This is a genomic window from Agromyces sp. GQ35, assembly GCF_059758475.1.
This window is the reverse complement of sequence record NZ_JCAXEO010000002.1, coordinates 493,614-509,176: the sequence shown is the minus strand read 5'-3', so window position 1 is coordinate 509,176 and position 15,563 is coordinate 493,614. Positions and strand designations below refer to the sequence as shown.

The following is a 15,563-nucleotide window of genomic DNA, read 5'->3' as shown; positions in this document are numbered from 1 at the left end:
CTACTGAGCCGCGCCCGTGAGCTCGCTGGCATCGCGTGCCCGGGCGGCGAGTGCCCGTTCGAGCTCGTGCAGTTGCTCGGAGACCAGTCGGTGGAGCGGTGCAGGGGCGGGATTCGCGTCGAGCCAGGCGCGGGCCATCGTGGCGAGCTCGGGGGAGATGAGCGGGGCCGGGAACAAGCGGCGAACGATGAGCGAGGCCATCGTGAAGCCGCGACTGCTCCAGACCGATTGCAGCGAGGCGAAGTACTCGGCCGCCGTATCGGCGAGCAGTTCGGGTTGCGTCGTGCGCTGCCACCCGTCGGCGATCGCGCGCGCGAGGTCGTTGGACAGCGTGGCATCCGTCGCGACGCGTCGCCACGCGGCATCCTTCACCGACTGCTCGGGGAGAGCGGCGCGTGCGGTCTCTGCCAGCAGGCGCCCCTTCGCCGTGTCGTCGAGGGCGAGGGCATCGGCGACCTCATCGTCGGAACCGGCGCCGAGCGTCGACCGTGCGATCACGAGCTCCCAGCGCAGATCGAGATCGATGTCGAGTCCGTCGAGCTTGATCGATCCGTCGAGCAGGCTGCCGAGCACGTCGGCGTGCGCCGCGGTGGCGGCGATGCGGGTGAAGCCCTTGACGAACTGCAGCTGGGTGTCGGAACCCGGCTCCGCGAGCTCGGCGAGCGCCCAGACGGCGTCGCCGGCCTCGGCCGCGAGCTGCGGCCGGTGCTCGTCGGCGAGGTACCGCCCGATCGCGAGTTCGAGCCGCGCCAATGCGAGCGAACGCGCCGCCGATTGCGTCTCGTGTCCGATGCTGCCGATGACGAGCCGCACGAAGTCGATCGCCGGCACCTCCGCGTCGCGCACGGCATCCCAGGCGGAACCGAGAACGACCGCGCGCGCGACCGGGTCGATGAGCTCGGGGAGGTGTTCGATCGCCGTCCGGAACGAGTCGGGGTCGAGCCGCACCTTCGCGTAGCTGAGGTCGTCGTCGTTGACGAGCAGCAGATCGGGCCGATCCAGCCCGACGAGTTCGGGCACCTCGGTCACCGCGCCGTCGACGTCGAGCTCGATGCGGTGGGTGCGTTCGAGCCCGCGCTCACCGCGTGAATAGCAGCCGAGTGCGAGGCGGTGCGGTCGGAGCGTCGGATGCCCCGCCGCTGCGCTCTGCTCGACCCGGGCGGCGGTGATCGTGCCCGAGCCGGTTGCGGTCGCCTCGGTCGTCTCGAGCTCGACCCGAATGGTGTTGACGCCCGCCGTCTCGAGCCAGAGCGCCGACCACCGGGTGAGGTCGCGACCGCTGGCCCGCTCGAGCTCGTCGAGCAGGTCGCGAAGCGTGGCGTTGCCGCCCGCGTGCGTCGTGAGGTAGGCGCCGACACCTCGCTGGAACGCTTCGAGCCCGACCCATGCGACGAGCTGCTTCAGGACCGATGCGCCCTTGTCGTACGTGATCGCATCGAAGTTCACCTCGACGTCACCGAGATTCTCGATCGGCGCGACGATCGGATGCGTCGAGGGCAGCTGGTCCTGCTCGGCGGCGTGCGTCTTCTCGTCGCTCGCGAACGTCGCCCAGACGCCCGTGAACTCGGTGACGGCGGCGGTGGCGAGCGTCGACGCCCAGGTCGCGAAGGATTCGTTCAGCCAGAGGTCGTTCCACCACCGCATCGTCACGGAGTTGCCGAACCACATGTGCGACAACTCGTGCAGCACGACGATCGCGCGTTGCTCGCGGCGGGCATCGGAGACGCGCGCACGGAACAGGTAGGACTCGTTGAACGTGACCGCGCCGACGTTCTCCATGGCGCCCCAGTTGTACTCGGGCACGAAGATCTGGTCGTACTTGCCGAAGGGGTAGGGCACGCCGAACGCGCCCTCGTAGAAGCCGAGTCCGGCCTGCACGAGTTCGAACATGACGTCGGGCTCTGCGTGCTCTGCGAGCGACGCGCGAGTGAAGAGCCCGAGAGGGATGTCGCGACCGTCGATGCTGCGGGCGCTGCCGTGCCAGGCCGCGTACGGGCCGGCGATGATCGCGACGATGTAACTCGAGATGACCGGCCCGGGCTCGAAAGACCACGTCGAGATCGGTTCAGCGCGCGAGCTTGGTTCGGCGAGCAGCGTCGGCGCGGGCGTCGTCGCGTTGCTGAGCACCGTCCACTCGGCCGGCGCCGTGATCGTGAAGGTGAACGACGCCTTCAGGTCGGGCTGGTCGAAGACCGCGAACACCCGGTTGGCCTCGGCGACGGCGAACTCGGTATAGAGATAGCTTGCGCCGTCGACCGGGTCGGTGAAGCGGTGCAGTCCTTCGCCGGTGTTCGTGTAGGCGTACCTGGCGACGACGCGCAGCTCGTTCTGCGCCGCGAGCCCGTCGAGTCGGATCCGGGTGCCGTCGCTGACGACGGCGGAATCGAGGGACCTCCCGTTGAGCGAGATCTCCTGCACGTCGACCGTGCACGCCTCGATGAACGTCGACGCGCCCGGCGTCGAGTCGAACGTCACTCGCGTCTCACTGCGGAAGGTGTCGCCGCTCGCCGTCAGGTCGAGGCGAACGTCGTAGCGCGGGCTGCGCACCAGCCGGGCACGCGCCTCGGCTTCGGTTCGGGTGAGATCGGCAGCGGGCATGTGCAGGGGCCTCCGTGTGGTCGTTGACTGGCCAGCCTACTGACTTCCGGTCGGCCGATCCGTGGCGGTGAGCAGTCCCTGCTCGTAGGCGAAGATGACGAGCTGCACGCGATCGCGCGCGCCGAGCTTCTGCAGCACACGACCGACATGCGTCTTCACGGTCGACTCCGAGAGGAAGAACCGCCCGGCGATCTCGGGGTTGCTCTGCCCCTCGGCGATGGCGATGAGGATCTCGCGCTCGCGAGGGGTGAGCATCGCGAACTCGGGGGAGTCTCGCCTCGTACCGGGTCGCGGCAGATCATCGGCGAACATCTCGATCATGCGTCGGGTCACCCTCGGGGCGAGTGCAGCTTCGCCGGAGTGCACGGTGCGAATGGCGCCGACCAGGTCGGTGGGCCGCGAGTCCTTCAACAGGAATCCGCTCGCTCCCGCCCGGATCGCGGCGAAGGCGTACTCGTCGAGGTCGAAGGTGGTCAGCACGATCACCCGGGTCCTGCGTCCGCTGGCGACGATCGACCCGGTCGCGGCGATGCCGTCGACGCCGGGCATGCGGACGTCCATGAGCATCACGTCGATCTCGAGCGTGTCGACGAGCTCGACCGCTGCGCCGCCGTCGGCAGCCTCGCCGACGACGGTGAGGTCGGACTCTGCTTCGAGCACCATGCGCAGGCCGGCTCGGACGAGCGATTGGTCGTCGGCGATCGCGATTCGGATCGGGTCTTCTGCGACGGTCATGTCGGCTCCTCGGGGATCTGGTCCTGGTTCTGGGCGGGCCGACTGGTCGAAGTGGTGCCCGCGACATCCGTGAGCAGCTCCTGAGCATGCTCGCTCTGCTGCTCGGCGTGCAGTTCCGCGCGCAGACGCCAGCCGCGAACGGCGCCGGGGCCGGCCTCGAGGCTTCCGCCGTAGAGGGCGACGCGCTCGCGCATGCCGACGAGGCCGTGGCCGCCGCCGCCGACTCCCGATGCCGAAGCGACGTCTGCGTCGTCGACCACGGCGACGCGAACGACTCCATCGGCATGTTCGATCGAGACATCCACCCGATGCGCAGTCGCGGCGTACCGCAGCGCGTTCGTGAGCCCTTCCTGCACGATGCGGTACATCGTCAGTTGCAGGTTGGGATCGGCGACCACCGCCCCGCTGGTCGTGAGCTGCACCGGGAGTCCGGCGGCGCGGAAGCTCTCGACGAGCTCGGGGATCGCGTTGCTGCCGGGCTGCGGCGCGAGTGCCTCGGAGGCCGTCGCGGGACCGGCGAGCACCCCGAGCATGCGTCGCATGTCGACGAGGGCGGCGCGGCCCGTCTCCGCCACATGCTGCATCGCTTCCGTCGCCCGCTCGGGGTCGCGAGCAGCGGTCGCAGCCGATCCGTCGGCGAGCGTGACCATGACGGTGAGGCTGTGCGCGACGATGTCGTGCATCTCGCGCGCGATCCGCGACCGTTCGAGGGCGGTCGCGAGCTGCGCCTGCTGGTCGCGTTCGCGGGCGAGGTCGTGCGCACGATCGATGAGCGCGTGCAGGTAGCGCCTCCGATTGCCGACCGTCACGCCGATGAGGGTTGCGATGAGCATGAAGATCGTGAACTGTCCGGCGGAGGTCAGGGGATCCGCGCCGAACGGCACGACGTCGGCCCCGTCTTGAGCCCAGTCCGCGATGTACGACGAGGTGGTGGCGACGACGACCGACCCGGCGAAGCCCAACCAGGCGGCGCGGGTCGAGACGTAGACCGCGAGCGCGTACAGTGCCAGCAGCATCGGGCTGACATCGGTGGCCCCGAACGGGTACACCACGAGGCAGGCGAGCCAGGTGATCGCGATGAGCAGCCAGGGATGCCGCCGCCGGAACAACAGCAGTGCAGCGCCGGCCACGGCGACCGCGACGAGTTGCGACGCGGTGATCCAGGGCGGGGATGCCTCGGCGCCGAAGCCCATGGCGAGTGCGCTGAAGAACGTCGGGATGAAGTAGAGCCCGGCGATGAGCGAATCGGTGAGCCACGGATGCCGCGCCCAGAACTGGCGGATGACGCCGGGGGGTTTCGGCAGACGAAGTTCTCCCCCGACTACCGAAGCCGGGTAGCCGGGGGAGAGTGGTGCTTCCGTCATGGACTGGACTCTACGCGTCCCGCCGCTTGAGAAGCACCGCGGCACCGGCGATGGATGCCCCCACCCAGCCGAGCACGATGAGGAGGTTCAGCCAGAAGCCGAACCCGTCGGCGGTCGCTTCCGCCGTCGTCGAGGTGAACATGTTCATGCCGGCGATCGAGAGGAGGTACGGCAGCAGATCCTGCGCCCACTCCGCGGGAATCATCTGGAACACCGTCGGTACGAGCAGGATGAGGCCGAGCACCGCCGCGATGCCTCCGGCGCTCGAGCGCAGCATCGTGCCGACGCCGAGTGCGAACACGGCCACGAGTGCCAGGTAGAGCGACGCTCCGAGCAGCGGCAGGAACACGGCCGGTTCGGTCAGACTCGCCCCGACGTCGACACCGGCGAAGACGATCGACGAGACGAGGTACGCGCCGAGTGTCGCGACGAGTCCGACCACGTAGGTGGCGACGAAGAGCACGACGGCCTTGGCCGCGAGCGCGGGGAGGCGCTTCGGCACCGCGGCCAGCGTGGACCGGATCATGCCGGTGGTGTACTCGCCGCTGATCACGAGCACGCCGAGCACGCCGGCGACGAGTTGGCCGAAGTACACGCCGAACACCGACGACTGCACGATGAACGAGAGCTGTTGCTCGGCCGGTGCGGCCGCGGCATCAGTACCACCGCTCATTCCGCTCGCCATGCTGAGCGACATGAGGAGGGCCATGCCGAGGGCGATGGCGATCACGATGAGGTACGACCAGGTCGTCGAGCGCAGACTGCGGAGTTTGATCCACTCGGAGCGGAGCACGCCGGCGAAGCTCAGCGAGGTGGAGCGGGCGCGCTGCGAGGGATGCGTCGGCGTTGGGGTGAGCGTGGTCATCGGACGGCCTCCGTACGGTATTCGACGGCGTCGGTGGTGAGGGCCATGTACGCCTCTTCCAGCGACGCGCTGAGGGGGGTGAGCTCGTGGATCGAGAGACCGTGCTGTGCCGCGAGGTCGCCGATGCCGGATGCCGCGACGCCCGTGATCTCGAGCACGCCCGCTTCGGAGCGAACGACCGCGACCTCCGGGGCGGCGAGCAGGTCGGCGAGCTGCGACGAGTGCGGCGAGCGCACGAGCACGCGAGGTCGGGTGCCGCCCGCGATGATGTCTGCGACAGGTGCGTCGGCGATGATCTCGCCACGGCCCAGCACGATGAGGTGGTCGGCGGTGAGGGCCATCTCGCTCATGAGGTGCGAGGAGAGGAAGATCGTGCGACCTTCGGAGGCGAGGTGTCGCACGAACTGACGCACCCAGAGCACGCCCTCGGGGTCGAGTCCGTTGACGGGTTCGTCGAGGATGAGCGTGGCCGGATCTCCGAGCATCGCTGCGGCGATGCCGAGTCGTTGGCCCATGCCGAGCGAGAACCCGCCGACACGCTTGCGAGCGACGGACTCGAGTCCGGTGAGTTCGATGACCTCACGCACCCGGCTCGCGCCGATGCCGTGCGTCGCGGCCATCGCGAGCAGGTGGTTGTACGCGCTGCGCCCGGTGTGCACCGCCTTCGCGTCGAGCAGCGCTCCGACTTCGTGCAGCGGGGCACGGTGCGCCGAGTACGGCTTGCCGTTGACGGAGACGCCACCGGCGCTCGGCCGGTCGAGGCCGACGACCATGCGCATCGTGGTGGACTTGCCGGCGCCGTTCGGGCCGAGGAACCCGGTCACCTGGCCGGGCTTGACGGTGAAACTGATGTCGTTGACGGCGGTCTTCGCGCCGTAGCGCTTGACGAGCCCTTCTGCCGTGATCATGCTTCAACGCTAGAGATCGAGGCAGCCGGGTGCATCCGCCTGAGGAATGGTTCAGGGCGGGTCGTGGTGGTACCGGGGTACCACCACGACCCGTTCAGGCGGTCGAGCAAGCGCTTCAACTCGACCGCCCGTCTCCCGACTACTGCGCGTCGCGGGCCTGTGCGGCGAGGGCGCGGTCGATGCCGGCGAGGCGCTCGACGACGAGTCGACGGAGGGCCGGAACGTCGGGGTGCGAGTCGAGCCAGGCGCGACTCGCATCGGCGAGCGCCTGGTTCGCGAGCGGCGACGGGTAGAGCCCGTCGACGAGCTTCTCGGCGATCGCGTAGCTGCGCGCCTCCCAGATGTCTTCGAGCATCGCGAAGTAGCGATCGACGAAGGCGTCGAGGAGCGCAGGGTCGGAACTCCGGAGGAAGCCCTCCGCCGTCTCTCGAACCACCGTGTTGGTCGCCGTGTCGACGTCGATGAGCGATGCCCAGGCGCGCTCCTTGCCCTCGGGGGTCTGGATCGCAGCGCGGGCGTGTGCGGCGGACTGCTGGCCGGTCGCGGTGTTGTCGCCGGCCAGCCGCGTGTCGATCTCTTCGTCGCCGGCGCGACCTGCGGCGACGAGGGCGATGAGCAGCTCCCAGCCGAGGTCGGTGTCGATCTCGAGACCCTCGAGCGTCAGCGAACCATCGGCGAGCGCGGCGAGCTCGTCGACGTGCGAGCCGGCTTCCGCGATGGCGGCGAAGTTCACGACGAACTGGAACTGCGCGTCGCTGCCGGCCGCGGCCTGCTGCGCGAGGTTCCAGAAGCCGTCGGCGAGCGTGCGGCGCGCCTCGGTACGACGTCCGGGTGCCGTGTAGGCGCTCGCCGCGAGGACGGCGTTCGCGAGCACGATGCGCAGCGTCGTGGACTCCGTCTCGCTCGCGATGTTGCCGAGTACCAGGTCGAGGTAGGCGCTCGCGCTCGTCTCCGCGTCGCGCGTGGCGTCCCACACCGAGCTCCAGACGAGTGCCCGAGCGAGCGGGTCCTCGATCTCGGAGAGGTTCGCGAGGGCGACCTGCTGGGATGCCTCGTCGAGGCGGATCTTCGCGTAGGCGAGGTCGTCGTCGTTGAGCAGCACCAGGTCGGGACGGGCGAGGCCGACGAGCTCGGCGACATCCGTGCGTTCGCCATCGACGTCGAGCTCGACCCTGTGGTCGCGCACGAGCTTGCCGTCGGTGAGGTTGTAGAAGCCGATCGCGAGGCGGTGCGGGCGGATCGTCGGGTAATCGGCCGGCGCGGACTGCAGCACTGTGAACGCCGTGATCGTTCCCGAGTCGTCCGTCTCGATCTCAGGACGCAGGGTGTTGACGCCCGCAGTCTCGAGCCAGAGCTTGGACCAGCCGGAGAGATCACGGCCGCTCGCGGTCTCGAGCTCGGCGAGCAGGTCGGCGAGGGTCGTGTTGCCCCACTGGTGCTTCTTGAAGTACGCAGAGACGCCCTGGAAGAAGGCGTCGACGCCGACCCAGGCCACGAGCTGCTTCAGCACCGAGCCGCCCTTGGCGTACGTGATGCCGTCGAAGTTCACCTGCACGTCTTCGAGGTCGTTGATCGTGGCGACCACGGGGTGCGTCGATGGCAGCTGGTCTTGACGGTACGCCCAGCTCTTCTCCATCGAGTTGAACGTGGTCCAGGCCTCGTGCCACTCGGTGGCCTCGGCCGTCGCGATCGTCGAGGCCCACTCGGCGAACGACTCGTTCAGCCACAGGTCGTTCCACCACTTCATGGTGACGAGGTCGCCGAACCACATGTGCGCCAGTTCGTGCAGCACCGTCACGACGCGACGCTCTCGAACAGCGTCGGTCACCTTGGAACGGAACACGTAGAACTCGGTGAACGTCACCGCGCCGGCGTTCTCCATCGCACCCGCGTTGAACTCGGGTACGAACATCTGGTCGTACTTCTCGAAGGGGTAGGGCACGTCGAACTTCGCCTCGAAGTACTCGAAGCCCTGCTTCGTCTTCTCGAAGATGTAGTCGGCATCGAGGAACTGCTCGAGGCTCTTGCGGCTGAACACGCCGAGCGGGATCGTGCGGCCATCGGCGCTCGTGAGCTCGTCGCGCACCACGTGGTACGGGCCTGCGACGAGGGCGGTGATGTAGCTCGAGATGCGAGGGGTCGGTGAGAAGGCCCAGGTCTTCGCACCTTCGTGGGCGTCGAACGGCTCGGGTGTGGGGGAGTTCGACACGACCTCCCAGTGGGCAGGCGCGGTGAGCGTGAACGTGAAGGCGGCCTTCAGGTCGGGCTGCTCGAACACGGCGAACATGCGGCGCGAGTCGGGCACCTCGAACTGCGTGTAGAGGTAGACCTCTTCGTCGACGGGGTCGACGAAACGGTGCAGGCCCTCGCCGGTGTTCATGTAGCGACCGTCGGCGACGACGTGCAGTTCATTGTCGGCGGCGAGGTTCGGCAGCTGGATGCGGACGCCGTCGCTCACCTCGGCGGGGTCGAGTTCGACGCCGTTCAGGGTGACCGAGTGCACGGCCGCCGTGATGGCGTCGATGAAGGTCGAGGCGCCCGCAGTCGCGGAGAAGCGCACCGTCGTCTCGCTCCGGAACACCTCCGGCCCAGTGGTCACATCGAGCACGACGTCGTAGTCGTGGACCGAGACGAGCGCAGCGCGCTCCTCAGCTTCGATTCGGGTGAGGTTCTCTCCGGGCACGTGCGCTCCTTCGCCAGTCATCGACGCGGCTCGTGGCCGCAGGCAACGTCGACCAGCCTAGCCCTCGACGGTCGCGCGGTCACCGGGTGCGCATCACCAATCGGCGCGCGCGTAGTCCTTCAGGAACACCCCGGTGACGTCTTCGCCGGCCTCGCCGCGGACGATCGGGTCGTAGACCCGCGCGGCACCGTCGACGAGGTCGAGCGGGGCGTGGAAGCCCTCCTCGGCGAGCCGCACCTTCGTGGGGTGCGGGCGCTCGTCCGTGATCCAGCCCGTGTCGACGCTCGTCATGAGGATGCCGTCGGCGAGCATCTCCTTCGCGCTCGTGCGGGTGAGCATGTTCACGGCCGCCTTCGCCATGTTCGTGTGCGGATGTCCGGGACCCTTGTAGCCGCGGCTGAATACGCCCTCCATGGCGGAGACGTTCACGATGTAACTGCGGCGAGCGGACGTCGCGGCCAGCGACGCCCGCAGCCGGCTCACGAGGATGAACGGCGCCGTCGTGTTGCAGAGCTGCACCTCGAGCATCTCGAGCGGGTCGACATCCTGCACGACCGCGCTCCAGCTGTTCTCGTGGTGGAGGTCGGGCACGAGGCCTCCGGCGTCGATCGCCGTGCGGTCGGCGAGTTTCGCGAGCGAGCTCGAACCCGGCGCCAAGGCGAGCGCAGTGAGGTCGTCGGCGGTCATCGTGCCGGCGAAGAGTCCCGACGAGAGCACCGGATGGCTGGACACCGAATCCGCGAGGGCGAGCGGGTGCGCGTCGTTCGTGTGGCCGAAGCTCACGAGCTCGGGCATCGGGCCATCGGGCAGGGGCGACGACTCGGCCTCGACGAGCGGTGAGTACGAGCCGGGGGAGCGGCGCACGGTCTGCGCCGCGTTGTTGATGAGGATGTCGAGCGATCCCTGCGCCGCGACGTCGTCGGCGAGCGCGATGACCTGGGCGGGGTCGCGCAGGTCGATGCCGACGATCTTCAGGCGGTGCAGCCAGTCGCCGGCGTCGGGCATCGCGGCGAACCGCCGTGCGGCGTCGCGCGGGAACCGGGTCGTGATCGTCGTGTGCGCGCCGTCGCGCAGCAGCCGCAGCGCGATGTACATGCCGATCTTCGCGCGACCGCCGGTGAGCAGGGCGCGCTTGCCGGTGAGGTCGGTGCGCGCATCGCGCTTGGCGTGGCTCATCGCCGCGCAGCTCGGGCAGAGCTGGTGGTAGAACGCGTCAACGAGCGTGTAGCGCTGCTTGCAGATGTAGCAGGGGCGTGCCACGCGCAGCTCACCGGCGGTGCGTGCATCGGTACCGCTGACGAGGTCGGCGCCGCGCGTCTCGTCGTCGATGCGGGTGGGCGCGCCGGTCGCCGTGGCGGCGATCACGGCGCGGTCGGCGTCTTGCACGACCTTGCGCTTCTCGAGCCTGCGCGCGACCTTGACCGACTTGAACATCTTCGCCGTCGCCCGGCGCACGGTCTCGAAGTCGGGGTCGTCCTCATCGAGCTCGCTGAGCGTGGCCAGGACCCGCAGCGTGGTCTCGAGATCGCGCGCGTCGATCGTGGGCGCGCTGAACGAGGCGGAGGCGTCGGAGGGCATGCCCGAATTCTACGGGCCGCCGACCCGCGATCACCTGAGTGCGACGCGTGGGCGGGCCGAAGCGGTGCCGGGGTAACGTGACCGCATGAGTACGAGCACCGATTCGTCGGCTTCGACCGCCGACCGGTACCGCTCCTTCGCCGAGGTCGAAGCACGCGGAATGTCCGCCACGTACGAGGCTTGGGCTGCGGGTGCGGCGACGGATGCCGCGACGCTGGAGCTCATCGACGAACTGCCCGTGCAGAAGCGGCAACCGAACCTCGTCTTCTCGGCCGCACGCCTGCTCGGCGCCCCGATCGGCACCTACCAGGAGTTCGCCGAGTGGCTCGCCGCGCACTGGGGCGGGGTGCGCGAGGTCGCACTGACTCACGCGACGCAGACCAACGAGGCCGCTCGCTGCGCCCTGCACCTGCCCGTGCTCGGCAGCATCGAAGGTCCGATCGCGCTGCTCGAGGTCGGGGCCTCGGCCGGTCTTTGCCTGTACCCCGACCAGTACAGCTACCGCTACCCGGGTCATGGGCGACTCGATCCGCTCGCCGGTCCGAGCAGCGTCGTGCTCGAGTGCACCCTCCGCGGCGACACGCCGGCTCCGGTGCCGAACGCCCTTCCCGAGATCGTGTGGCGCGCGGGAATCGACCTGGCTCCGCTCGACGTCCGCTCTCCCGCCGACGTCGACTGGCTCGACGCCCTCGTCTGGCCCGAGCACGACGATCGCCGCGCCCGGCTCCGCGCCGCTGCCGAGATCGCCGCGCGTACGCCGCCCCACCTCGTCAGCGGCGACCTCAACGAGGAACTCGCCGCGCTCGCCGCATCCGCACCGTCCGATGCCACCCTCGTCGTCTTCCACACGGCTGTGCTCATGTACCTCGACGAGGCCGGCCGTGACGCCTTCGTCCGGCAGGTCGGCGCACTGCCGGGCCACTGGCTCTCCGTCGAAGGACGACGCGTGGTCCGCGGCATCCGCGTGCGCGATGACGTGCCGAACGACAGCAGCGACCTCGTGCTCGCCCTCGACGGCGTGCAGCGGGCCTGGGCGCAGCCCCACGGGCGTGCGCTCACATGGGCGCCGAATCCCTAGACTTGGCGCATGCGCATCCATATCGCGACCGACCACGCCGGCCTCGAGTTCAGCCGCACGCTCGTCGATCACCTGACCAACGGCGGTCATGAGGTCATCGATCACGGTCCGACCGACTACGACGCCCTCGACGACTACCCGGCGTTCTGCATCAATGCGGCGCTCGGCGTCGCGCGCGACCAGGCGTCTGGCGCACGCGCCCTCGGCGTGGTCTTCGGAGGCTCGGGCAACGGCGAGCAGATCGCCGCCAACAAAGTGCGCGGCGTCCGCGCCGCCCTCGTCTGGAGCATGGACACGGCGATCCTCGCGCGGGAGCACAACGACGCGAACGTCATCTCCATCGGTGCTCGCCAGCACACCGTCGAAGAGGCGATCCGCTACATCGACGCGTTCATCGCCGAACCGTTCTCGGGCGACGAACGGCACGTACGCCGCATCGCCCAGCTCGCCGAGTACGAGACGACCGGCGACATCGCCGGCAAGGGCGTCGACACTTCGACGGGCTCAGCGGCCCCTGCGGAGTAAGGGTTCCGATGCCCGAGGGACACTCCGTTCACCGCATCACCCGGCAGTTCGAACGCAACTTCGTCGGCCACGTCGTGCACGCCTCGAGCCCGCAAGGGCGGTTCGCGGTGGGAGCGGCGGAGATCGACGGGCGCCGGATGACGGATGCCCGCGCCGTGGGCAAGCAGATGTTCCTCGGGTTCGAGGGCGACGTGTGGCTGCGCGTGCACCTCGGCATGTACGGCGCGTGGGACTTCGCAGGCGACATCCGCCTCGATGCCACGATCGCGTCGGCGAACGGTCGCATGGGCCAGACGAACCAACGGGGCACCTTCCTCGAGGGCCCGAACCCCGATGCGGTCGTCTTCGACACGGCGGGTGAGAACTCCCTGCAGTCCATCGGCGCCCCGCGCAGGACACGGCTGCGCATGTCGGAGTCCGAGAAGGAGGGGAACGAGCTCACCACGTTCCCGCCCGAGCCGGTCGGCCAGGTGCGGGTGCGCCTCCTCACCGATACGATCTGCGCCGACCTGCGTGGCCCGACGGCGTGCGAGGTGCTCGATCCCGCGCAGGTCGAAGCGGTCGTCGGCCGGCTCGGGCCCGATCCGTTGCTCGATTCCGGACCCGAGGCCGAGGAGCGCTTCACGACGACCATCCTGAAGAAGACGACGCCGATCGGCTTGCTGCTCATGGACCAGAACGTCGTCGCCGGCATCGGAAACGTGTATCGCGCCGAGTTGCTCTTCCGCGCGCAGCAGAACCCGCACACCCCGGGCAAGCTCCTGCACGAGGAGCAGGTGCGTCAGCTCTGGCGTGATTGGGCGCAGCTGCTGCGCATCGGCGTCGAGACCGGGCAGATGATGACGATGGACGACCTCGGTCCCGAGGCGTACCGCGCCGCCATGGCAAATCGCGCCGACCGGCACTGGGTCTACAAGCGCGAGGGGCTGCCCTGCCGGGTCTGCGGAACGAACATCGTGCTCGAAGAGATGGGCGCGCGCAAGCTGTACTGGTGCCCCTCCTGCCAGGCCTGACCTCGGCAGGACCGCGGCCGTCGAAACACACCCCGAGGAGACCCGATGCGACAGAACCCCAGCTTCACCCTCGCGAGCGACGCTGCCGTGAAACGCCTGGTTCGCGAACACCCGTGGGCGACGATCGTGAGCACTACGGATGCCTCGGGCCTCGTGGCATCCCACTACCCGGTGCTCCTCGACGAGACGGCGGACGGCATCGCCCTGCTCACGCACGTCGGGCGGCCCGATGAAATCGTCCACGAACTCGGGCAGCACGAGGTGATGGTCATCGTGCAGGGCCCGCACGGGTACATCTCGCCCGGGTGGTATGACGAGAGCCCCGCGGTGCCCACCTGGAACTTCGTCAGCGCGCACCTGCACGGCACACCCGAACTCCTGAGTCCCGAAGAGAATCTGCACGTGCTCGAATCGCTCGTCCAGCACTTCGAGCGTCCGATGCCCGAGCCGCGGCTCATGCGCGGCACCGCCGAGGACTCCGCGTACGCCGACCGCATCGCCGCCGGCACCGTCGGCCTCCGCATCCCCATCACCCGGTTCGTCGCGAAGAACAAGATGAGCCAGAACAAGCCGGCTGCGACCGTCGACCGCATCATCGGCGAACTCGACGGCGACGGTCCGTACGCGAGCGCCGCGCTCGCCGCGGAGATGCGGCGCACCCATGAGGCGTTGCGGGCGGCGCGGGCGTGAACGAACTCGTCCTCCAGAACGCCCGTGTCCCCGGCGACGATCGGGTCATCGACCTGCGCATCGAGGGCGGGGAGATCCGGTCGATCTCGCCGGCCGGTGCTACGGCCCCCGACGCCGGAACGCGAGCCCTCGACCTCGACGGCAGGTGGGTGATCCCCGGGCTGCACGATCGCCATGTGCACTTCTCGCAGTGGGCGATGGTGTCGCGCCGCCTCGAGCTCGCCGGAGCGGACTCGGCTGCGGCCGTCGCACGCGCGGTCGCGGCATCCGTCGCTCGCGGCGATCGCGAGGTGATCGGCTTCGGCTACCGCGACGGCCTCTGGGCCGACGCACCGAGCCTCGAATCGCTCGACGCCGTCTCGGGCGAGGTTCCGGTGGTACTCGTCTCCGCCGACCTGCACGCCTGCTGGGCGAACTCGGCGGCGCTGCGACGGCACGGCCTCGACGTCGGCGCCTTCCCGAACGGCGTGCTGCGCGAAGACGACTGCTTCCGGCTCGTGCGCGAGATCGATGATGTCGCCGACGGGGTGCTCGACGGATGGGTGGGCGATGCCGCACGTGCGGCAGCCGCCCGCGGCGTGGTCGGCATCACCGAGTACGAGATGCGGTGGAATCGCGACGACTGGGCACGACGCGTCGCGTCGGGGCTCGACACGCTGCGCGTGACGTTCGGCGTCTACACCCAGCACCTCGACCGGGCGATCGGCGAAGGACTGCGCACGGGCGATGCCGTGCCCGGCACCGGGGAACTCGTCACGGTCGGCGGCTACAAGGTCATCACCGACGGTTCGCTGAACACACGTACTGCGTGGTGCTTCGATCCGTACCGAGGACTCGCGGCCGACGAGCACCCCCACGGGCTCGCCACGGTGCCGTACGACGAACTCGTTCCGCTCATGCGACGCGCGTCGGAGGCCGGCATCGCACCCGCAGTGCACGCCATCGGCGACCGGGCGAATGCGCGGGTCCTCGACGCATTCGAGGCGGTCGGATGCTCCGGCTCGATCGAGCACGCCCAGTTGCTGCGGCGCGACGACATCGCCCGCTTCGCGCGTCTCGGCGTCGTCGCGAGCGTGCAACCCGAGCACGCGATGGATGACCGAGATGTCGCCGACCGCTACTGGGCCGGCCGCACCGACCGGGCGTTCATGCTCGCAGAGCTCGCCGCCGCAGGAGTCGAGCTCGCCCTCGGCTCAGATGCGCCGGTCGCGCCGCTCGACCCGTGGGTCGCGATCGCCGCCGCGGTCGGACGAGCACGCGATGGCCGCGAACCGTGGCATCCCGAGCAGGCGATCGAGACGCGGGTGGCCCTCGCAGCATCGACCGGCGGACGCGGCGATGAAGTTCGGGCGGGAGGCATCGCTGACCTCACCATCGTCGAACTCGACCCGCTGGCGGCGTCCGTCGACGAGCTCCGTGCCATGCCGATCGCCGCCACATTCGTCGGCGGTCGAGTCACCCACTCGTCGATCGGCGAATGAGGCGGGAACCGGTCGGGGGAAAACCCCCGCCCGGTTCGGGGCGTG

The 15,563-nt window shown here is 69.4% G+C and carries 12 protein-coding genes; 5 read left to right on the top strand and 7 right to left on the bottom strand.

The window, feature by feature from the left end; all coding sequences use genetic code 11:
* The 7 genes from pepN (AC6CH0_RS14370) to AC6CH0_RS14340 all read right to left on the bottom strand — a co-directional run bounded on the left by pepN (AC6CH0_RS14370) (position 1) and on the right by AC6CH0_RS14340 (position 10,731).
* The gene (pepN, locus tag AC6CH0_RS14370) at positions 1-2,598 is read right to left on the bottom strand and encodes an aminopeptidase N (RefSeq protein ID WP_498101998.1); all 2,598 of its coding nucleotides are present in this window, start codon (positions 2,596-2,598) and stop codon (positions 1-3) included.
* 36 nt (positions 2,599-2,634) lie between these two features.
* Positions 2,635-3,333, bottom strand: coding sequence for a response regulator (locus AC6CH0_RS14365; RefSeq protein WP_498101996.1), 699 nt, complete (start codon positions 3,331-3,333; stop codon positions 2,635-2,637).
* Entirely contained in the window at positions 3,330-4,697 is a 1,368-nt protein-coding gene (locus AC6CH0_RS14360) for a sensor histidine kinase (protein WP_498101994.1), read from the bottom strand. The genes AC6CH0_RS14365 and AC6CH0_RS14360 overlap by 4 nt, the downstream gene beginning before the upstream one ends.
* Positions 4,698-4,707: 10 nt before the next feature.
* Positions 4,708-5,562 carry an ABC transporter permease subunit gene (locus AC6CH0_RS14355; protein WP_498101992.1) on the bottom strand — a complete coding sequence of 285 codons (855 nt, stop codon included), beginning with the start codon at positions 5,560-5,562 and terminating at the stop codon, positions 4,708-4,710.
* Positions 5,559-6,470: an ABC transporter ATP-binding protein gene (locus tag AC6CH0_RS14350; RefSeq protein WP_498101990.1), complete on the bottom strand. Its 912-nt coding sequence runs from the start codon at positions 6,468-6,470 to the stop codon at positions 5,559-5,561. Before AC6CH0_RS14350 ends, AC6CH0_RS14355 begins: the two co-directional genes overlap by 4 nt.
* Positions 6,471-6,609: 139 nt before the next feature.
* Positions 6,610-9,153 (bottom strand): aminopeptidase N, encoded by a 2,544-nt coding sequence (gene pepN / locus AC6CH0_RS14345; RefSeq protein WP_498101988.1) that lies wholly within the window; start codon positions 9,151-9,153, stop codon positions 6,610-6,612.
* A gap of 93 nt (positions 9,154-9,246) precedes the next feature.
* Positions 9,247-10,731, bottom strand: coding sequence for an SDR family NAD(P)-dependent oxidoreductase (locus AC6CH0_RS14340; protein WP_498101986.1), 1,485 nt, complete (start codon positions 10,729-10,731; stop codon positions 9,247-9,249).
* 85 nt (positions 10,732-10,816) lie between these two features.
* Between AC6CH0_RS14340 and AC6CH0_RS14335 the strand changes: the two genes are divergently transcribed.
* The 5 genes from AC6CH0_RS14335 to AC6CH0_RS14315 are packed head-to-tail and all read left to right on the top strand — an operon-like array spanning position 10,817 to position 15,518.
* Positions 10,817-11,809, top strand: a complete 993-nt coding sequence (locus AC6CH0_RS14335; RefSeq protein WP_498101984.1) for a DUF2332 family protein — start codon at positions 10,817-10,819, stop codon at positions 11,807-11,809.
* A 9-nt stretch (positions 11,810-11,818) separates the two neighbouring features.
* Positions 11,819-12,334 (top strand): ribose-5-phosphate isomerase, encoded by a 516-nt coding sequence (locus tag AC6CH0_RS14330; protein ID WP_498101982.1) that lies wholly within the window; start codon positions 11,819-11,821, stop codon positions 12,332-12,334.
* Positions 12,335-12,342: 8 nt separating this feature from the next.
* Positions 12,343-13,347, top strand: coding sequence for an Fpg/Nei family DNA glycosylase (locus AC6CH0_RS14325; protein WP_498101980.1), 1,005 nt, complete (start codon positions 12,343-12,345; stop codon positions 13,345-13,347).
* A 45-nt stretch (positions 13,348-13,392) separates the two neighbouring features.
* Entirely contained in the window at positions 13,393-14,037 is a 645-nt protein-coding gene (locus tag AC6CH0_RS14320; RefSeq protein ID WP_498101978.1) for an FMN-binding negative transcriptional regulator, read from the top strand.
* The gene (locus AC6CH0_RS14315) at positions 14,034-15,518 is read left to right on the top strand and encodes an amidohydrolase (RefSeq protein ID WP_498101976.1); all 1,485 of its coding nucleotides are present in this window, start codon (positions 14,034-14,036) and stop codon (positions 15,516-15,518) included. Before AC6CH0_RS14320 ends, AC6CH0_RS14315 begins: the two co-directional genes overlap by 4 nt.
* Positions 15,519-15,563 lie beyond the last annotated feature (45 nt).